16 protein-coding genes are annotated in these 18,941 nt (G+C 58.6%); 9 read left to right on the top strand and 7 right to left on the bottom strand.

Annotated elements, in window-relative coordinates; all coding sequences use genetic code 11:
* The first annotated feature begins 28 nt into the window (after positions 1-28).
* From gmd to BLT40_RS13945, 3 genes are all read left to right on the top strand, one after another.
* The gene (gene gmd, locus BLT40_RS13955) at positions 29-1,063 is read left to right on the top strand and encodes a GDP-mannose 4,6-dehydratase (RefSeq protein ID WP_176809184.1); all 1,035 of its coding nucleotides are present in this window, start codon (positions 29-31) and stop codon (positions 1,061-1,063) included.
* Positions 1,047-1,964: an NAD-dependent epimerase/dehydratase family protein gene (locus BLT40_RS13950; protein ID WP_090354147.1), complete on the top strand. Its 918-nt coding sequence runs from the start codon at positions 1,047-1,049 to the stop codon at positions 1,962-1,964. Before gmd ends, BLT40_RS13950 begins: the two co-directional genes overlap by 17 nt.
* A 68-nt stretch (positions 1,965-2,032) precedes the next feature.
* Entirely contained in the window at positions 2,033-3,376 is a 1,344-nt protein-coding gene (locus tag BLT40_RS13945) for a phosphohexomutase domain-containing protein (protein ID WP_090354144.1), read from the top strand.
* A gap of 47 nt (positions 3,377-3,423) precedes the next feature.
* Here the strand turns inward: BLT40_RS13945 and BLT40_RS13940 are convergent, their stop codons facing one another.
* Genes BLT40_RS13940 through rfbB form a run of 5 tightly spaced genes read right to left on the bottom strand, consistent with a single transcriptional unit; the run spans position 3,424 to position 8,257 of the window.
* A complete protein-coding gene (locus tag BLT40_RS13940) occupies positions 3,424-4,836 on the bottom strand; it encodes a mannose-1-phosphate guanylyltransferase/mannose-6-phosphate isomerase (RefSeq protein ID WP_090354141.1) in 1,413 nt (470 codons plus the stop codon).
* Between the two features lie 7 nt (positions 4,837-4,843).
* On the bottom strand, positions 4,844-5,776 hold the full coding sequence (gene rfbD / locus BLT40_RS13935) for a dTDP-4-dehydrorhamnose reductase (RefSeq protein WP_090354138.1): 933 nt from the start codon (positions 5,774-5,776) through the stop codon (positions 4,844-4,846).
* Positions 5,773-6,330, bottom strand: a complete 558-nt coding sequence (rfbC, locus tag BLT40_RS13930) for a dTDP-4-dehydrorhamnose 3,5-epimerase (protein ID WP_090354135.1) — start codon at positions 6,328-6,330, stop codon at positions 5,773-5,775. Before rfbC ends, rfbD begins: the two co-directional genes overlap by 4 nt.
* Positions 6,327-7,211, bottom strand: coding sequence for a glucose-1-phosphate thymidylyltransferase RfbA (gene rfbA / locus BLT40_RS13925; protein WP_090354132.1), 885 nt, complete (start codon positions 7,209-7,211; stop codon positions 6,327-6,329). Before rfbA ends, rfbC begins: the two co-directional genes overlap by 4 nt.
* Positions 7,208-8,257, bottom strand: a complete 1,050-nt coding sequence (gene rfbB, locus BLT40_RS13920) for a dTDP-glucose 4,6-dehydratase (protein ID WP_090354129.1) — start codon at positions 8,255-8,257, stop codon at positions 7,208-7,210. Before rfbB ends, rfbA begins: the two co-directional genes overlap by 4 nt.
* Positions 8,258-8,467: 210 nt before the next feature.
* Between rfbB and BLT40_RS13915 the strand changes: the two genes are divergently transcribed.
* The 6 genes from BLT40_RS13915 to BLT40_RS20070 all read left to right on the top strand — a co-directional run bounded on the left by BLT40_RS13915 (position 8,468) and on the right by BLT40_RS20070 (position 16,871).
* On the top strand, positions 8,468-9,637 hold the full coding sequence (locus BLT40_RS13915) for a cystathionine gamma-synthase (RefSeq protein ID WP_090354127.1): 1,170 nt from the start codon (positions 8,468-8,470) through the stop codon (positions 9,635-9,637).
* Positions 9,634-10,440, top strand: coding sequence for an ABC transporter permease (locus BLT40_RS13910; RefSeq protein ID WP_090354124.1), 807 nt, complete (start codon positions 9,634-9,636; stop codon positions 10,438-10,440). Before BLT40_RS13915 ends, BLT40_RS13910 begins: the two co-directional genes overlap by 4 nt.
* Positions 10,430-11,788 carry an ABC transporter ATP-binding protein gene (locus BLT40_RS13905; protein WP_090354121.1) on the top strand — a complete coding sequence of 453 codons (1,359 nt, stop codon included), beginning with the start codon at positions 10,430-10,432 and terminating at the stop codon, positions 11,786-11,788. The genes BLT40_RS13910 and BLT40_RS13905 overlap by 11 nt, the downstream gene beginning before the upstream one ends.
* Before the next feature lie 95 nt (positions 11,789-11,883).
* Positions 11,884-12,795 (top strand): glycosyltransferase family 2 protein, encoded by a 912-nt coding sequence (locus BLT40_RS20075; RefSeq protein WP_143025890.1) that lies wholly within the window; start codon positions 11,884-11,886, stop codon positions 12,793-12,795.
* A 2-nt stretch (positions 12,796-12,797) separates the two neighbouring features.
* Positions 12,798-14,654 (top strand): methyltransferase domain-containing protein, encoded by a 1,857-nt coding sequence (locus tag BLT40_RS13895; RefSeq protein ID WP_090354115.1) that lies wholly within the window; start codon positions 12,798-12,800, stop codon positions 14,652-14,654.
* Between the two features lie 75 nt (positions 14,655-14,729).
* On the top strand, positions 14,730-16,871 hold the full coding sequence (locus BLT40_RS20070) for a hypothetical protein (protein WP_143025889.1): 2,142 nt from the start codon (positions 14,730-14,732) through the stop codon (positions 16,869-16,871).
* 387 nt (positions 16,872-17,258) lie between these two features.
* Here BLT40_RS20070 and BLT40_RS13885 read toward each other — a convergent pair whose 3' ends face one another.
* Both BLT40_RS13885 and BLT40_RS13880 read right to left on the bottom strand, forming a co-directional pair.
* Positions 17,259-18,044, bottom strand: a complete 786-nt coding sequence (locus BLT40_RS13885; RefSeq protein ID WP_090354109.1) for an N-acetyltransferase — start codon at positions 18,042-18,044, stop codon at positions 17,259-17,261.
* A gap of 2 nt (positions 18,045-18,046) precedes the next feature.
* On the bottom strand, positions 18,047-18,913 hold the full coding sequence (locus BLT40_RS13880) for a WxcM-like domain-containing protein (protein WP_090354107.1): 867 nt from the start codon (positions 18,911-18,913) through the stop codon (positions 18,047-18,049).
* Positions 18,914-18,941: the final 28 nt, after the last annotated feature.

The raw sequence follows: 18,941 nt of genomic DNA, 5'->3' as shown, positions 1-18,941 counted from the left end.
CTTATTGCGATCTACCACCTTGGACTCCATGAAGACAGCACTGATCACTGGTATCTCCGGACAAGATGGCGCCTATCTGGCTGAGCTGCTGCTCGCCAAGGGCTACCGCGTCTACGGCACCTACCGGCGCACCAGTTCGGTCAATTTCTGGCGTATTGAAGAACTGGGTATCCAGAATCACCCGAACCTCCAGCTGGTCGAGTTCGACCTGACCGACGGCGGCTCCGCGATCCGTCTGCTTCAGCAGACCGGTGCCACGGAGGTGTACAACCTGGCAGCTCAGAGCTACGTGGGTGTTTCGTTCGATCAACCCGCCACCACGGCGGCGATCACAGGCATCGGTGCGTTGCACATGCTGGAAGCCATTCGCATCATCAACCCGAAGATCCGCTTCTATCAGGCGTCGACGTCGGAGATGTTCGGCAAGGTGCAGGCCGTACCTCAACGCGAGGACACGCCGTTTTACCCGCGCAGTCCTTACGGCGTGGCCAAGCTTTACGCGCACTGGATGACGGTGAACTACCGCGAGTCGTACGGCATTTTTGGTTCCAGCGGCATCCTGTTCAACCACGAGTCGCCGTTGCGCGGGCGTGAGTTCGTGACGCGCAAGATCACCGACGCCGTCGCGAAGATCAAACTCGGCAAGTTGGATGTCCTGGAACTGGGTAACCTCGATGCCCAGCGCGATTGGGGCTTCGCGAAAGAATACGTCGAGGGCATGTGGCGCATGCTGCAGGCCGACGAACCGGACACCTTCGTGCTCTCCACCAATCGCACGGTGACGGTGCGTGACTTCGTCACCCTGGCATTCACGGCCGTCGGTATCCAGATCGACTGGAGCGGCAAGGACGAGGGCGAGACGGGCACCTGTCATGCGACGGGAAAGACGCTGGTTCGGGTCAATCCGAAGTTCTACCGTCCGGCGGAGGTCGACATGCTGATCGGTGATGCCGGCAAGGCATTCGATAAGCTTGGCTGGAAGGCCGAGACGACCCTCGAGGATCTGTGTCGCATGATGGTTGAGGCCGACCTGCGTCGGAACGAACGTGACGCCTCGTACTGACCTCCAGCCGTTCCGGGTACTGGTCACCGGTCATGCCGGCTTCACCGGCCGCTACGTAACGGCGGCCCTGACCCAGACCGGGCATGAAGTCGTGGCCCTGACTGAGGCGCCGGACCAGCTTTCATCGTCACCTGTCGATCTGCTGGATCGTGCCGGTGTCGAGAACGCCGTTGCACTCGCTCGCCCGGACGCCGTGATCCACCTGGCGGCGATCGCCTTTGTCGCGCACGGTGATGTCGATGCGATCTATCGCACGAACGTGGTCGGTACGCGTCATCTGCTTGAGGCGTTGGCGTACTTACCGGAACGACCTCGCTCGGTTCTGCTGGCCAGTAGTGCGAATGTGTATGGCAACAATCCGGTCGAGTTGCTCGACGAATCCGTAGAGCCTGCGCCGGCCAATGACTATGCGGTCAGCAAGCTCGCTATGGAATACATGGCGAAACTCTGGACGAACCGACTGCCTATCGTCCTGGCGCGACCATTCAATTACACGGGTGTGGGCCAGTCGGAAAATTTCCTCCTTCCCAAAATCGTCGATCACTTCCGGCGCGGTGAGCGACTGATCGAGCTAGGCAATATCGACGTCGCGCGCGATTTCCAGGACGTCCGCTTCGTCGCCGACGCGTACGTCCGATTGCTTTCCGCGAACGCGGCAGGACGGACCGTGAATCTGTGCTCCGGCGTGTCGGTCTCGCTGCTGGAGGTCATCGCCATGATGCAGGAACTGGCCGGTTACGAGATCGAAGTGAAGGTCAATCCCGCCTTCGTACGCGGGAATGAAGTGGCTCGGCTGACCGGGGACAACCGTTTGTTGCGTGAACTGATTGGCTCGCTCGGCATTATCCCTCTGCGCTCGACGCTGGAGTGGATGCTCAACGACGGTCGCGCCCCCGCCTAATTCCCGATTCCTTGAGGCCAGCGGCGTCCTCGGTGAAAATGGGGCTCGATCCTTCCCGGACATGCCTCATGAAGTGCTTCAAAGCCTACGACATTCGCGGTCGGGTTCCCGACGAGCTGAATGAGGACGTCGCCTACCGGGTTGGCCGCGCGTTCGCCCGGACCGTGGGCCCCGGACAGGTTGTGGTCGGTTACGACATCCGGCTGGACAGCCCGACGCTTGCCGCCGCCGTTGTTCGTGGCCTGAACGACGAGGGGCGCGACGCGATCGATATCGGCTTGTGTGGCACGGAAGAGGTCTACTTCCAGACCTTTCATCGCAACGTCGCCGGCGGGATCATGGTGACGGCGAGCCATAATCCGATCGACTACAACGGGATGAAGCTGGTTCGCGAGGGTGCTCGTCCCATCAGCGGCGACACGGGCCTGCGCGATATCGAGCGGATGGTCGAGGAAAACACGTTCGGCGAGGGTGCCACATCTCGCGGTGCCGTGGTTCATGACCACGATAAGTCCGCATACATCGCTCATTTGCTCGGCTATATCGACGCGGCGGCGTTGTCACCGTTGAAGATCGTCGTGAATGCGGGTAACGGTGGCGCGGGAGGCATCATCGACTTGCTCGATGCGCACCTGCCTTTTGAGTTCATCCGGGTGAACCACGAACCGGACGGCACGTTCCCGAACGGCATTCCCAATCCTCTGCTTCCGGAAAATCGCGAAGCGACGGCGCACGCGGTGGTGACTCATGGGGCGGATTTCGGTATCGCGTGGGACGGCGACTTTGATCGATGCTTCCTGTTCGACGCCAACGGCACCTTTATCGAGGGCTATTACATCGTCGGGTTGCTCGCGGCGCAGCTGCTGGAAAAACATCCGGGTGCAAAGATCATCCACGACCCCCGCTTGACCTGGAACACCATCGACATGGTGAAGCAAGCAGGGGGCGTGCCGATCGAGAGCAAGACGGGCCATGCCTTCATCAAGGAGCGTATGCGCGCCGAGGATGCGATCTACGGCGGTGAGATGAGTGCCCATCACTATTTTCGCGAGTTCGCCTATTGCGACTCGGGGATGATTCCGTGGTTGCTCGTCGCGGAGCGGGTGTCCCGGAGTGGCGTCAGTCTCGCCCAGATGTTGGCAAAACGCATGGCGGCCTATCCCTGCAGCGGCGAGATCAACTTTGTTGTCGCGAATGCCCCCGAGACGGTCGCGCGCGTCATGGCGTTCTATGACGACATGCAGCCGGCCATCGATCGCGTGGATGGCATCAGCGCCGACTTCGGCGACTGGCGGTTCAATCTGCGGTCGTCGAACACCGAGCCGTTGCTCCGTCTGAACGTCGAGGCGCGTGGCGACGCTGCACTTATGCGGTCGCGCACCGCGGAAATTTCGTCGTTGATCGGGCAATGAAAAAGGGGCCTCGCGGCCCCCCTTTCTTTACTTCGATTGAGACGGTATCAGGCGCGACCGTAAACGTCGTCGAACCTGACGATATCGTCTTCGCCCAGATAGGCGCCCGACTGTACTTCGATCAACTCAACCGGAACTTTGCCGGGGTTGCGCAGACGGTGGCGGCTGCCCAGTGGCAGATAGGTACTCTGGTTCTCCGCCAGTAGGAATACCTTATCGTCGCACGTTACTTCCGCAACGCCCTTGACCACGATCCAGTGCTCGGCACGGTGGTGGTGCATCTGCAGGCTGAGCGCGGCACCGGGCTTGACCACAATGCGTTTGACCTGAAAACGGTCGCCCGACTCCAGTGAGTCGTAGCTTCCCCAGGGGCGACGCACCACGCGGTGAAGATCATGCTCGCTGCGACCGGCAGCCTTCAGTTGCTCGACGATCTTCTTCACGTCCTGGGAAGCATCCCGGCGCGCGACGAGCGTCGCATCCGGTGTCGTCACCACCACGACGTCCTCAAGCCCGATCGTCGCTACCAGATGGCGATCATGCGACCGAATGAGCGATCCCTTCGTGTCGAGCGCAATGACGTCGCCTTCGAAGTGATTGCCGTGAGCATCTTTATCGGCGGCCATCCATAAGGCGTCCCATGAGCCGATATCGCTCCACCCACAGCCGACCGGCACGACGGCCGCTCGTGCGGTCTTTTCCATGACGGCATAGTCGATGGAATCGCTGGGGGCGGCGGCGAATGCCTCTGTATCCAGGCGAATGAAGTCGAGGTCGGTGTTGGCCCTGGCGAAGGCGGCCTTCGCTGCGTCGAGCATGGCGGGAGCGTGCTGCTGCAACTCGTCGAGATAGCGCGACGCCTGAAACAGGAACATGCCCGAGTTCCAGTCGTATTCTCCGCTGGCCAGATAGCCCTCGGCCACTTCGAGCTTTGGCTTCTCGACGAACTCGGCAACGCGGAAGGTATCGCCTTCGAGTCCGTCGCCACGACGGATGTAGCCGAAGCCGGTTTCCGCGCGGTCCGGCCGGATCCCGAAGGTTACCAGCCAGCCCTGTTCGGCAAGGGATCGTGCACGAGCCACCGAGTTGGTGAAGGCATCGGTGTCACCGATCAGGTGGTCGGCGGGCAGGACCAGGATAAGAGCGTCCGGATCGCGTTCGATGGCCTGGAGGGCGCCGACCGCGATCGCGGGCGCCGTGTTGCGGGCCACGGGCTCGAGCAGGATGTTTGCATCGACGATGCGCAGTTCCTGCAGCTGCTCCGCAGCGAGGAAACGCTGCTCGTCGCTGGCGACCACAATCGGGGCGGCCGCATCGGGGAGCGCAGCCGCACGCAGGAGTGTCTGTTGAAACAGCGTTTCCTTGCCTGCCAGCGATAAGAACTGCTTGGGCAGGTTACGGCGCGAGATCGGCCACAGGCGCGTGCCGCTACCACCGCTGAGGATAAGAGGAATCAACATGCTTGCCTCACTGGTTCGAAAGCTGATCGAGCGTCGCGTTAAGCCCATCGTGCCAGTCGGCCAGGGGATATCCGAAGGTGGTGGCGAAACTGGCGTTGTCCAGCACCGAGTAGGCCGGGCGTTTCGCAGGCGTAGGGAACTCGCTGCTGGGGATCGCGTGAACGGTTGGCCGTTTCGCGAGCAGGCCCCTGGCAGCGGCGCCTTCGAAAATGGCGTCGGCGAACCCGTGCCATGTGGTCTGGCCCGACGCGGTCAAGTGGTACGTGCCCGTCAACGCCCTGCGCCCGGTCTCCGATGCCGCCAGATACCGGTCGATGGCGGCCAGCGTGCCCTCGACGATCAGCGTGGTCGTCGTCGGCGTGCCGCTCTGGTCGGCGACAACCCGCAGTTCGTCCCGGTCCGCGCCAAGTCGGAGCATGGTGCGGAGGAAATTGTTACCCACGGCCGAGTAGACCCACGCCGTACGCAGGATGAGGTGAGCCGCGTCGCTGTTACGGAGTGCCTCCTCACCGGCAAGCTTGCTCCGGCCATAGGCGCCCTGCGGACCCGTTGTCGCATTCGGCGCGTAAGGTGTCGACGCGTCGCCGGCGAACACGTAATCGGTCGAATAGTGGACGACCAGAGCGCCCTGACGAGCGGCCCAGCGACCGATGACGCCGAGCGCTTCACCGTTGACGCGCGTCGCATTGGCTTCGTCGCTCTCCGCTTTGTCCACTGCCGTATAGGCGGCGGCATTGACGACGATATCAGGGCGTTCCGCATCGAGCAGAGCTTCGAGTGCGCTAAGGTCACCCAGGTCACCCACGACACCGCGAGCCGCGGCGACGGTCAGTACGCCGTCACGCGAGGCGGCGGCGAGCTCGCCGCGCTTCGCGAGGCCGCCCTGACTCAGGAAGGTCTGGCCAAGCTGGCCGTTGGCGCCGAGCAACAGGATCTTCACGGCCGGAACTCCGGCAGGCGGTCCTCGGCGATATCCGCCAGCAACGGCGCCTTCCTGTCCTTGTCGGAAAGGAGCGGCTCCGAGATCGGCCAGTCCACGCCAATGGCGGGATCGTCCCAGCGGACGCCGCCGTCGGCTTGCGCGTTATAAAGGTCGGTGCACTGGTAGGAGAAGGTGGCGTGCTCGGAAACGACGCAAAAGCCGTGCGCGAAGCCCTCCGGGATCCAGAATTGCCGATGGTTCTCCGCCGTGAGCATGACGCCGGCCCACTTGCCGAACGTGGGCGAGCCGCGACGGATGTCGACGGCCACGTCATAGACTTCGCCCTCGAGCACGCTGACCAGCTTGCCCTGGGGATGCGGCGACTGATAGTGAAGCCCACGCAGAACGCCACGAGCGGAGCGCGATACGTTCGACTGGACAAAGGTCACATCTATGCCGGAATCGAGAAACTTGGCACGGTTGAAGCTCTCATAAAAGAATCCGCGCGAATCTCCGAAAACCTGCGGCTCGATAATGATGCACCCCGGCAAGGCCGTTTCGACGATTTTCATCCGACGTAGCCTTGCTTGATCAGGTTCTGGAGATACTGGCCGTAGCCGGTCTTGGCGAGGGGCTCGGCGAGCCTGAGCAGTTGCTCGGCGTCGATCCACTTGTTGACGTAGGCGATCTCTTCCGGGCAGCAGACCTTGAGGCCCTGGCGGTTTTCGATCGTCTGGATGTATTCGCCAGCTTCCATCAACGACTCATGCGTGCCCGTGTCCAGCCACGCATAGCCACGGCCGAGCTGCTCGAGGTGCAGCGACTGGTCGTCGAGGTAGCAACGATTGAGGTCGGTGATCTCCAGCTCGCCGCGCGGCGACGGCTTGAGATTGGCCGCGTAGTCGACCGCCCGGTTGTCGTAGAAATACAGACCCGTGACGGCATAGCTCGACTTGGGCTTGACAGGCTTCTCTTCCAGCCCAATGACCTTGCCGTTCGCATCGAATTCGGCCACGCCATAGCGTTCCGGGTCCTTCACGAAGTAGCCGAACACGGTGGCACCGCTTTCGCGGGAGGCCGCACGCTTCATACGCTCGGTCAGGCCGACACCGTAGAAGATGTTGTCGCCCAGGACCAGGCAGCTCGGATCGTTGCCGATGAAGTCCTTGCCGATGATGAACGCCTGGGCGAGGCCATCCGGGGAGGGCTGCACGGCGTAGGTGATGTTGATGCCCCACTGGCTTCCGTCGCCTAGCAAGCGCTGGAAGAGCTCCTGCTCGTGTGGCGTGTTGATCACCAGAATGTCCCTGATGCCGGCCAGCATCAGGGTTGCTAGCGGGTAGTAGATCATTGGCTTGTCGTACACGGGCAACAGCTGTTTACTGACGGCCTTGGTGATCGGATAAAGCCGCGTGCCGGAGCCCCCAGCGAGAATGATGCCCTTCGTCGTCATGAGCCAAGTCGCTCCAGCTGATAGCTGCCGTCGAGGATGCCCTGGACCCATGGTTTGTTATCCAGATACCACTGTACCGTGGCACGGATGCCCGATTCGAAAGTGTGTGACGGGGTCCAGCCCAGTTCTTTCTTCAGCTTGCTAGCGTCGATGGCGTAGCGCCGGTCGTGGCCCGGGCGGTCCCGAACAAAGGTAATGAGGCCCTCGTGCGGCTTGCCGTCGGCCAGCGGGACGACCTCGTCGAGCATCGCGCAGATAGTTTTGACGACTACGATATTGGCACGCTCGGAGTTGCCGCCGACGTTATACGTTTCACCGATGCGGCCGGCGTCGAGGACGCGGCGGATCGCACTGCAGTGGTCTTCGACGTAGAGCCAGTCGCGGACGTTGAGGCCATCGCCGTAGACAGGCAGGGCCTCACCGGCAAGCGCTTTCTGGATGACGAGCGGAATGAGCTTCTCGGGGAACTGGTACGGACCGTAGTTGTTGGAGCAGTTGGTTGTTAGGACAGGGAGGCCATACGTATGGTGAAACGCGCGCACTAGATGGTCGGATGCAGCCTTAGAAGCAGAATAAGGTGAGTTTGGCGCGTAAGATGTTGTTTCTGTGAAGAAACCTTCTTCCCCCAAGGACCCGTAAACTTCGTCCGTTGACACGTGTAGGAAACGAAATGCCGCTTGAGCGGCTTCGTCGAGGCCGCGCCAGTAGTCGCGGGTGGCTTCCAGAAGGCCCAGTGTGCCGACCACATTGGTTTCAATAAACTGGGCAGGGCCGTCAATAGAGCGGTCGACGTGGCTTTCGGCGGCAAAATTGACCACAGCGTATGGGCGGTGCTCCGCCAAAAGCGAAGTAACAAGCGCTCGGTCGCCGATGTCGCCCTGAACAAACAAATGCGACGGGCTGTTCGCAACTGACTCTAGCGTCCGAAGATTGCCCGCATACGTCAGTTTGTCGAGATTTATGACCTTGAATCCGTCCTCGACAGCCTTGAGAACGAAATTCGCGCCGATAAAGCCAGCGCCGCCGGTGACGAGCAGGGTATCCATGAGTCCTCGCAGGTACGCAGGTAAATCGTTATTGTGTCACGGATTGGCGGCCGTCTGCGGCTGCTCCGGGTCGCAGCTGAACGGTGTTCATGCCCCGTATCGGCGGCGTTCAAGCTAGGCCGAGTCGCGGTGTATGATACGAAGTTGTCTAATGCCGTGCGGGAAAGACCGGCGCGGAGTTGTATTGCTTCCCAGAACGGTGATTTCTCGATGGCAAAGTCCAGCAGCCGGCTAGATCTGGCGACCCGCGTCATCCATGCCGGCCAGTCGCCGGACCCCACGACCGGCGCTGTCATGATGCCGATTTATGCCACCTCGACCTACGCACAGTCGAGCCCTGGCGAGCATTCGGGATTCGAGTACTCAAGGACCCAGAATCCGACTCGCTTCGCTTACGAGCGTTGTATCGCGGACCTCGAGAGTGGGCACGCCGGATTTGCCTTTGCTTCCGGCATGGCCGCCACCGCGACACTTCTGGAGTTACTGGATAGCGGCTCGCACGTTATTGCGATGGACGACCTCTATGGCGGGACCTACCGATTATTTGAGCGGGTGCGCTCGCGCACTGCTGCCCTTTCGACTTCCTATGTTGACTTGAATGACATGGAGGCGATGCGTTCGGCATTGAGGGTTAACACCCGCATGATTTGGGTGGAAACTCCCACTAATCCAATGCTGAAATTGGTGGATATTGCGGCCGTAGCTGCCTTTGCCAAAGCGCATGACCTCATTCTAGTGGTAGACAACACCTTTGCCTCGCCCATTCTTCAGCGTCCGATCGAGCTAGGTGCAGATTTCGTTATGCACTCGGCCACCAAATACCTTAACGGGCATTCCGACATGGTGGGAGGTATTGCAGTGGCTCGAGACGCTGCATGGGCGGAAAAACTTGCTTTTCTACAGAATTCCGCCGGTGCGGTGCAGGGGCCCTTTGACAGCTTTCTCGCATTGCGAGGCTTAAAGACTTTGGCGCTGCGGATGAAAGCGCATTGCGCGAATGCGTTGACGCTGGCGCAATGGCTGGAAACTCATCAGTCGATCGAGAAAGTCATTTACCCAGGGCTACAGTCGCATCCACAGCACGACTTAGCCAGCCGCCAAATGGACGGATTCGGCGGGATCCTATCAATCGTTATCAAGGGCGGGTTTGAGGCGGCGAAGCGATTCTGCGAGCGTACTGAGATATTTACGCTTGCCGAATCCCTCGGCGGTGTCGAAAGTCTCATCAATCACCCGGGAGTCATGACCCACGCATCGATTCCGCTAGAGCGCCGCAGCCAATTAGGTATCACTGACGGGCTTGTACGGCTCAGCGTTGGTATCGAGGACGTCAATGATTTGAAGGCTGATTTGAACCAGGCGTTGAGCATCTCGCGATGAGCATGGTCGACGGGCGTGGGCCCTTTCGTGACTTCCTCGGTAATCGATTGCTGGTGAAGCGATTGGCAGCTCGCGATATTCGCGGGCGTTATCAAGGCTCCATTTTCGGAGCGTTGTGGTCGTTTGCGACGCCTTTGCTGCTATTGAGTGCTTACTGGTTCCTCCTTGGTGTGGTACTCCAGGCCCGCTTTGGCACTGCACCCCAGATCGCGTATCCGGTGATCCTGTTTTCGGGGCTTATTGTCCATTTGTTTTGCGCCGAGGTGATCGGTCGTTCCGCAGGTTTGATTTTTGAGCACGCAACGTACGTAAAAAAAGTCGTCTTCCCGTTGACTGTCCTGCCATGGATGTCGATGGCCACGGCGGTATTTCACCTCGTCGTCAACCTGTCAATCCTTTTCATAGGCCAACTGCTAATCGTGGGCCATATTCCTCCGACATGGCCACTGGTGTTTGTTGTGCTTCTCCCGCTTGTGCCTCTTCTGCTAGGCCTGAGCTGGTTGTTGTCTGCTCTCTGTGTCTACTTGCGCGACATCCAACAGGTTATTCCGCTCGTCCTCACGATGATGATGTTTCTCAGTCCGATCTTCTTTCCTATGGAGATGGTTCCTGCGTCGCTGAGAGGGTACATGTATCTCAATCCCACTACGGCCATTATCTTGCAGGTACGTGCGGTAACCATTCTTGGGCAGGCGCCCGATCTCACGATTCTATGCATCTACTGCACGATATCATTGGCCGTGATGGGTGCGGGCTATTGGTTTTTCGCTCGCACGCGTAGGGGGTTTGCCGATGTCCTCTGATGAGATGGTGGTATCGGTAAGACAGGCGACTAAGAGTTTTCTTCTCTATGACAAGCCGTCGCATCGGCTGTGGCAGATGCTTTTTCGCGGCCGCCGCCGTTTCTATCGCGAGCATCTCGTACTTGACGCTCTTAGTTTCGATGTGCCAAGGGGCCAGACGCTCGGGCTGGTGGGGCGAAATGGCGCCGGAAAGTCGACACTGCTTAGTATCCTTTGCGGCACGCTGGCGACAACGTCTGGCGACGTCGATGTTAGGGGCAGGGTAGCAGCCTTGCTGGAGCTGGGTGCCGGATTTAATCCCGAGCTTACAGGGCGAGAAAATATCGACCTTTGTGCGCAGATTTACGGACTCGATGAGGAGCAGATCGAAAGCCGTCGCCCGGCGATCATCGCGTTTGCTGACATAGGTGAATACATCGATCGGCCAGTCAAGACCTATTCCAGCGGGATGTTTACGAGACTTGGTTTCTCTGTGGTCGCGCACGTCGACGCGGATATCCTAATCGTAGACGAAGCCTTGGCTGTCGGGGACGCTTACTTCGTACAGAAGTGCATGCGTTTCCTGCGCGAATTTCGTGCGACTGGTGGCACCTTGATTTTTGTAAGTCACGACATGGGTGCAGTGACAGCGCTTTGCGATCGCGTGATCTGGTTGAAGGGCGGCCAAATCGTCATGGACGACACGCCAAAGGAAGTCGCGGCCTCGTATCTCTCAGACTTGTATCAGAAAGATGGGGGCGGGGCCGTCGATCGCGTTGTGGGTGTCGGTAAATCCGCGCCGCTCAGAACTCAGGCCGCAGTGAGCTACACGGCGCAGGAAGTGGATGGCAGGGCGGTCTGGCTCAATGCAACGCCTTTGCGCAACGACCTTAAGATATTTCCGTTTGCTCACAAGCACGATTTTGGAACGGGTTCCGCGACTTTCCAATCGGGTGGCTTGTTCGATTTGGACGGTCATCGTCTGTCTTGGGTCGTGGGTGGCGAATTGGTTAGGCTTCAGCTGCGCGTTGTTGCACACGCAGCAATTCGGTCACTTCTGCTCGGCTTTGTCGTCAAGGACAAGCAGGGGCAGCCATTGTTCGGTGAAAATACTCACCTGAGCTACCTGGATCGTCCGGTCGAGTTGGCTGATGGCGAAGCGTGCGAAGCGGCATTTACGTTCCGCATGCCAGTATTGCCTACTGGTGACTACGCGGTCAGCGTGGCGGTCAGTGATGGAACACAGGAAGACCACGTCATGCACCAATGGATCCATGATGCGATTATTCTTTCTAGCCGCTCGACCAGCGTATCGACCGGTCTCTTAGGAATACCCATGCTGGATATCACACTGGATCCCGTGAGATAGGTGACACATGGCTCGCGTGCGGCTGCGGGACGAAATTTGTCGAAGGGGAGAGCTACCTGGTCGGGTCGGCACCCTCATGAAGTGGAGATTTAGAGATGGCCAGTGATTCGCTTCCGAAACTCGGACGGTTGCGTGTGCAAGCAGTGCTTTACGGAAACGAACCGGAAGCTATCATTAAAACGGTAGAGCACCTCGACAGAGCGGCCGAGCTTGCTATTGCTGCCGGCGCGTTTGGTCAGGTGACCCTCGTATATGGGGATTCTTCGCCATCAGATGAACTGCGCGCGTCGGTCGAGGATGCAAAGAGACGTGCAGTAACGTTGGCCGATGTCGAATATCACCATTTCGGCGCCAATCGTGGCTCGGCAGGCGGCCATAACGCACTACTTGATACCGGGCAAACGGATTTTAGTATCCTGATGAATCCGGACATTCTTTTTGCGCCGACAGCACTGATGGAGCTGGCCCGTCCGTTTGCCGACCCCGCGGTGGGCATGACGGAACCGAAACAGCTCCCTTTCGAGCATCCCAAGGACTATAGCCTCGCAACGGGCGAAACCGTCTGGGCGTCGGGGGCGTGCACACTCGTGCGCCGGAGTTTGCTTACGGAACTAAATGGTTACGACGCGGCTACCTTCTTCCTATATTGCGATGACGTTGACCTTTCCTGGCGAGCGCGACTTAAGGGATATAAGCTAATTTATTGCCCAGAAGCGGCGGTCTTTCACGATAAGCGACTTAGCTCGACTGGTGAATGGGTGGCCGGATGGGCAGAAAAATATTACTCGGCAGAAGCCGGGTTGCTGCTCGCCTATAAGTATTCGCGCGATGACCTCGTGGAAAAAATTTCTAGCCATTTTGCGAATAGCGGCGATGAGGTCTGGCTAAGCGCTCTTGATGGGTTCAATGCCCGCGAGAGGGAGGGGCGGCTTCCTGAGCGGCTTGACCCTAATCACAAGGTCGCGGTGTTTCGCGACGGTTTCTACGCGCGACACAGGTTTATCTGATCATGGACACATACGATAACGCCTTTGCTCCGACGAACCTTTATGGCCACGTCGTAGAGCTTCTGTCGCGATTTCAAATCTCTCCGGGCAGCTTCGTCGTCGATGTCGGCTGTGGATATGGGCGAATCGCCGAGGTTCTTCGTGACCGTTTCGACGTTTCCTATATCGGCCTCGATGCAGATCTCGATGCGCTAGCCTCGTTGCGAGAGCGTGGCTTCTCAGTGGTGCAAACGACCGCGGGCCAAGACGATGTCCAGGAGCGGATCACATCGGCACTCCCTGCTGACGCCGTGATTGGGGCCGTTATCGCCCTCGATTTCTTGGAGCACCTGCTCGACCCGGCAGCCATGTTGCAAAGTTTGTCGGCTGTCGCACGGCCATTCAACGCCCCGCTGGTGGTTTCGATCCCTAATACGGCTCACCGCGATGTCGGAGTCAAGCTGGCACTGGGCCATTTCGACTACACCCAGAGCGGCCTTCTTGATCGGACTCATATCCAGTTCTTCACTGGGCGGCGTGTCGAGCAGATGATGCAGCGTCATGGGTGGCACGAGGTGCACCGGCATGATTTCATCATGCGTGAGAGTGACCAGCACTTTCCGCAGGCACTGCCCGGGGTAGCGCAGGGTACGCCGTTGGGCGATTTTTTCTCGACGTTGCGCGATCGTGCAGACGAGTTTGGCTACACGAATCAGTTCGTGCGCGCGTATCTTCCCGGGCCGTTGGCACGCGCTGAGTCGGTCGCCGTAAAGTCGCCGTTCCTCTCCGTTGTGATTCGCACAACAGGAACGCGCGTCGGTACGCTCCGCGAAGGCTTATTGTGCCTGTCTGCTCAGAGCGATGACGACTTCGAAGTCGTCATCGTTGGGCACAATCTCAAAGTAGATGCTCAGACAAACATTGAGCGCCTGATAGAGCAACTCCACGAATCGTTCCGCAGGCGCGTTCGGTTGGTCTTGGTGCAGGGTGGTGGTCGAGCTGTCCCGCTGAACACGGGCTTCCGTGAGGCGCTCGGTGAGTACGTCGCCGCCTTCGACGACGATGACCTGCTGTTTGGGGGCTGGGTACAGAACTTTAAGGATCTTGCCGCTAAGTCTCCCGGTACTCTGTTGCGCCAAGGCACCGTTGCTCAAGACTGGGACCGAATTCATTCCCGTGGTGGCGCGCTAACGGCACGCGCTATGGGGGGTATGCGTTCCATCTACCCCAAGACGTTCGACTACATCGCGCACTTAGTCGAGAATCGTACGCCGCTTCACTCGATAGCTTTCCCGCGTGCGCTCTTTTCCCACATGGGATTTGAGTTTGATGAAGGGCATAGCACGGTAGAAGATTGGGACCTGATTGTGCGGACGGCGCCGTTATGTGGCGTAAGTTGCACGCCGGAAATTGGATGTATCTACCGACACTGGGTAGGCGGCGATAGTTCTTATACGGCGCATAGCCAGTTCGAGTGGAGCAGCAACTACGTAAAAACGCTAAAGAAGCTTAATGACGAGCCGCTCCTTCTGCCGCGAGGATCGACTGAACGCCTTCGCAAGATGTACGTAGAACTTGACCGGCTTCGCGGCGGTGTGGATGTCGAGACCGAAAGCCAGCTGCTAGTTGTTGCTCCTGAAGTTGATGATGGGGCGCGGCTGGATGCGCTCCGTGATAGATATCACGAACTCGTTACCTCGAAGTCGTGGCAGATAACGGGCAGCGCTCGGGCGCTCGCGCGCATTTTGCGTCGCCGTCCATGGGTTCGCGAGCCTAAGGTTTGGCTGATGTCTGAGAGTCAGCTGGATACTCAGATCCGTCTGATCCTACATTCGCCCTGGTGGCGATGGACGCGTATCCTTCGAGGTGTGCGACGTTGACCGAGTTGGCTTGTCGACGCGCTCCGGGCTGACGAAGCCGCTGGCCACGGCGTTTACTCTTCGGACCCGGTCAATATGCAGAAAAGTATCGTCGGGACAATCAAAGCTATTGTCCCACTGTTAGTCCTTGTACTCGCTAATATCATAACGTTTGGCGACCAATACGCTGGGACTGCGACATTTCCCTGGGATTTCCTCGGTGGATATCACGCGCAATCGGTTGGGTGGTTCCTCGGGGGTGGCGTAACTTCGCCTCCGACATGGTTTCCATGGACCAGCATGGGATTCCCGGCATTCCTTGCGATCCAATCGGGCGCTTGGTATCTCCCTCTCGTGCTGCTCAGCGCGTTCGGGGTAACTTATTCGATTTACGTCGCGACGGTCGTGCAGGTTCTCCACGTGCTTTTCGGGGCACTCGGCGCTTATGCGCTCGTGCGACGCCTGGGGGTCGGCAGGGCAGTTAGCCTCGCGGCAGCACTTGCTTTCCACTTCAGCGCAGCCTTTTACTCAAACCAAGAGCACGTAGATATAGTGCGCGCCGTGGCGTGGCTGCCATGGATTCTGTTTGTACTCCATCCGCATGGCTTCCGATTTCGTTGGGGAGCGGTTATCGCGGCTGTTGTCTTGTCGCAGATGCTAACGTCGGGATACCCGGGAAATTTAGTCTCAACTGTCTACGGCTGTGGTTTCTGGGTGCTTCTGCTTGCTTCAGGCGAGGGCAAGGGGCGTGCAATTTACTTGATTTCCGTGGCGACTTCGGTCGTTGCAGGCACCTTGATGGCCATGCCAAAGTGGCTTCCACTAATACTCAATGGCTCTGCTGGGTTGAGCATTGAGCATTTGCCACCGTCACCGTTCAACATCACGCACTTTTTGACGTTGGTGATGCCTTACACGTTGGATCGCCTTCCAGGCGATCTCACAATGCGAAGTTTGTGGATCCCTTTAGGTGTAATTTGGGGTATCGCCTTCGCCGACTATCGTAGCCGTGTCTTCTGGCTCGGAGCAGGGCTGGTCATGCTGGGTGTTGTAATGGGCATGGGTGTCCGCGCCTCCGAACATCTGAGCCATTTGATGCCCGGCATGCTCGTAAGCAGATTCCCGCTCTCAGATTGGAGGCCGCTGATCGACGTCGGCTTCATTATTTCGGGATGCGTCGGATGGAACCGTTTTGTTTCGCGTGGCTGCTCTGCGCGGGCCGTGGCCTTGCGCTCGTTAGTGGCGTCCGGCGTAGTTACCGTTATCTTGGTTTGCGCTAGCCTCGCGGGATACCCAGTCGACTCATTAATTCGCCCCCTGATTGCCGTATGGGTTCTTGCGTCTTTTTCAGTTGGAGCGCAATGGGTACCTGGATTGGCCAGTGGGCACGATCGGTACATGAGTGCTGTGAAGATCCTGCTGATTGTGATCGTCGGCGTGGAGGGCTATTGGTATCAGACGGATCAGACTGCCGCTTGGCGGTCCCCGTGGACTCGCGAAGACGAGCGCGTCATCGTGGGAGGATACCTTTCGGACTACCTGAATTCGCGACCCTCACAGGGCCAGATACCGACACGACGACCAGCCCGCTTCGTCCTCGGTGCGACAGCTGAGGCTGCATTACCGCAGCGAAACTCTCTTCTGTACAACCGGTGCTGGTACGCAGCTTCGTACTGCGTTTTCAGCTACGACAATATGCGGATGTCCGTTCCCCACCGTAACTTCATTGCGGCACTGGAGCGTGCAGGTGGCGACGCGTTGCTGCATTTTGTTTCTAACCCGCAACAGCTCGCCGTAATACCGCAAGCTGGATCGGATCAAGCGCCCGATCCGGCCGGGTCTGACGCTGCAGTCATTGGCGACGCGTCCGGCGTAAGCGTCGCATTCCTGCAGTACGCCCCTGATAGCGTTCTCTACCGAGTCAGTGCGGTGCGTGACACCACGTTGGTTGAAAATGAACTCTGGTGGCCCGGTTGGCGAATGGAAGCTTGTAACACGCAGGGGTGCCAGTCTAGCGTTGCAACGAAGCCTACGTCGCAGTCACTACGCTCGTGGAAGGTGAAGGCCGGAGATTGGACCGTGCGCTTGCGTTACGCCGGACCTTCCTACCTGCCAGGGTACCTGTGTCTCGGCGTCGGGTTGTTACTGGCGCTCCTTGGCGGGGTGTACGCTAGGGGGTGGCACGCGGCTACGGATCGGCTCGTCGATCATCTCCGAAAACGAAGCGCGAAAGTGTAAAGGTCAGGGGTATGCTCAGGACGATGGCGATCAGGGGCGCGATCTCTTTGGGTAGATGCAGCTTTTCGATCCACATCCAAACCACGGCCATGCTGAATAAATATTGGGCGAGATAGACGAATGGAAACATGATTACGGAACGCCAGCCGCGATGTGTTTGGAACACGAACGTTCGGTTTATCGCAAACGCGAGAACGATTCCGAATACGTATGCGACGGTATATGCCGCCCTATACCCCATTGCCTGAAGCCCTGCCAGGTAGACTCCGTAGGTGGCGGCCGTGTTCACGCCGCCGGAGATAAGGAAGCGCAGTAGCCTAGATTTGGCTACGACATGTTTGATGCGTAAAAGACGTTTCGATGACATGGTTGACAGCGGACTCTACGTCACTGCGATTCCGCGCTATCCCGCCATTTTTTGAAACCGATTCCTTGCCAAGGCATCCCTCTGTCGAACGACTCAGGCCATGGATATACCGCGGTGCCGTCAGCGCGTGATTTGATATCGTGAATTGAGGCAACGGTTTTGGCCGGGTTGCCAGCGACGACAGTCTCCGGTTCTACATCCTTGCGAACCATCGATGACGCGCCTACAAGCGAATTTCGACCAACGGTTACGCCTGGCAGGATGACTGACATCGTTGCGATCACCGCGAATTCCTCGACGGTGACTCCCAGGAGTGTTTCAGAGGGCGGGTGGGGATCATTCGTTAAAACCACATATGGAAAAATCCATACGTAATCCTTTACGGTGCTCTTGTGTCCTACATGAACGTTGCTGTGAAAGCGCACGTAATTGCCAATTTCGCAATGCCCTTGGATGTCGGAGAGCGTGCCGATCCGAACATGATGTCCGATCGAGGCACCTTCTCTGATGGTCACACGGTGGCCGCACTCAAATCCAGCGCCTAGCTCGGACCCCGCATAAAGAATTGTGCCAGAGCGGATGAGTGACCCTTCCCCAATCGTGAGTACCGGATTTCGATAAGACTCAACATCGCTGTAAATAGCAACATTTGGCTCGCCCAAGATGCAGTGCGCCCCGATCACTGTTCCAGCTCCGATCACCACGTTGTCATACACAATGGTATGGGCGCCGACAGTGACGCCGTCACCCAGGCGAACATTGTCCCCGATGACAGCCGTCGGGTGAATTCCAAATACGTTCTTCATAGTCAAGCCTCATGAGCCCCGTTCAGAGTGAGAGCGCGGAACTCAGGATAAGAGCGGATGTATTCTGCGCTGTCATAGAAATGAGAAGCGAAGACAAGCAAGACGGCATCGGGTGAATACTTGTACTGCACTCCCCAAGTCAGCGGCGGAAGATAGAGCCCGACCGAAGGATCGTCCAGCAGGAACTCCTGGCGTTCGCGGCCGTCGTCCGCGAGCACGCTGCAGTGGCCTTGTGCACAGATCAGAAATTGTTTGCACTCACGATGTGCGTGCTCTCCGCGGATCTCTGCATTCGGCACGCCAAAGACCATGAAATAACGCTTTGGCTCGAAGGGAACCGTTCTTCCAAATTCGCCCACCGTGAGATTGCCCCGAAGATCAAGAATTTTCGGGAAGCGATGCAAGGTAACGCCCGAGACCTTGGTGTCGGCTACCGACGGGCCTTGGGTGCTTGCGCCAGAAGCATGTGCCGCGGGTGCATCGTCTGCAGAGACGATGTAGCCAACGATCTGTGCCGGATTGCCGGCCACAATGGCATGCGGAGGCACGTCGCGGATGATTACCGCACCTGCCTGAATTCGCGCTCCTGCGGCTACGTGCACCGACTCGGAAAGCACAGCCCCGGCTTGGACGTGAACCCCGGCCTCGAGAATAAGCCGGTCATGCGTTGCTCCTGTCGTTCCGTGCAACACGCAGCCGGCCGCGATGCGACAACCTTCAGCGATAGTGCTGTTGAGGATTATCGATCCCTCACCGACGACAACATCGGCTTGCAGTTGAACACCTGGGCCGATGACGGCCCCTGCAGAAACATGGCACCCTATACCGATGATGGCGGTTGAATCAATGCTCGCATGTGGACTGATCACAGTCGCCTCCTTGACTTAAATGCAACAA

It is taken from the genome of Dyella sp. 333MFSha, assembly GCF_900102405.1.
Lineage (GTDB): Bacteria > Pseudomonadota > Gammaproteobacteria > Xanthomonadales > Rhodanobacteraceae > Luteibacter > Luteibacter mycovicinus.
Note: the sequence above shows the minus strand (reverse complement) of the source record. Positions and strands in the feature narration are given on the sequence as shown.

Excerpts from the sequence above, each read along its gene's own strand:
- BLT40_RS13905 (WP_090354121.1), top strand. The coding sequence starts at position 10,430 with ATGTCCTCTGATGAGATGGTGGTATCGGTAAGACAGGCGACTAAGAGT.
- gmd (WP_176809184.1), top strand. The coding sequence starts at position 29 with ATGAAGACAGCACTGATCACTGGTATCTCCGGACAAGATGGCGCCTAT.
- BLT40_RS13885 (WP_090354109.1), bottom strand. The coding sequence starts at position 18,044 with ATGAAGAACGTATTTGGAATTCACCCGACGGCTGTCATCGGGGACAAT.
- BLT40_RS13940 (WP_090354141.1), bottom strand. The coding sequence starts at position 4,836 with ATGTTGATTCCTCTTATCCTCAGCGGTGGTAGCGGCACGCGCCTGTGG.
- BLT40_RS20070 (WP_143025889.1), top strand. The coding sequence starts at position 14,730 with ATGCAGAAAAGTATCGTCGGGACAATCAAAGCTATTGTCCCACTGTTA.
- rfbA (WP_090354132.1), bottom strand. The coding sequence starts at position 7,211 with ATGACGACGAAGGGCATCATTCTCGCTGGGGGCTCCGGCACGCGGCTT.
- BLT40_RS13910 (WP_090354124.1), top strand. The coding sequence starts at position 9,634 with ATGAGCATGGTCGACGGGCGTGGGCCCTTTCGTGACTTCCTCGGTAAT.
- BLT40_RS13945 (WP_090354144.1), top strand. The coding sequence starts at position 2,033 with ATGAAGTGCTTCAAAGCCTACGACATTCGCGGTCGGGTTCCCGACGAG.
- rfbC (WP_090354135.1), bottom strand. The coding sequence starts at position 6,330 with ATGAAAATCGTCGAAACGGCCTTGCCGGGGTGCATCATTATCGAGCCG.
- rfbB (WP_090354129.1), bottom strand. The coding sequence starts at position 8,257 with ATGGATACCCTGCTCGTCACCGGCGGCGCTGGCTTTATCGGCGCGAAT.
- BLT40_RS13915 (WP_090354127.1), top strand. The coding sequence starts at position 8,468 with ATGGCAAAGTCCAGCAGCCGGCTAGATCTGGCGACCCGCGTCATCCAT.
- BLT40_RS13895 (WP_090354115.1), top strand. The coding sequence starts at position 12,798 with ATGGACACATACGATAACGCCTTTGCTCCGACGAACCTTTATGGCCAC.
- BLT40_RS20075 (WP_143025890.1), top strand. The coding sequence starts at position 11,884 with ATGGCCAGTGATTCGCTTCCGAAACTCGGACGGTTGCGTGTGCAAGCA.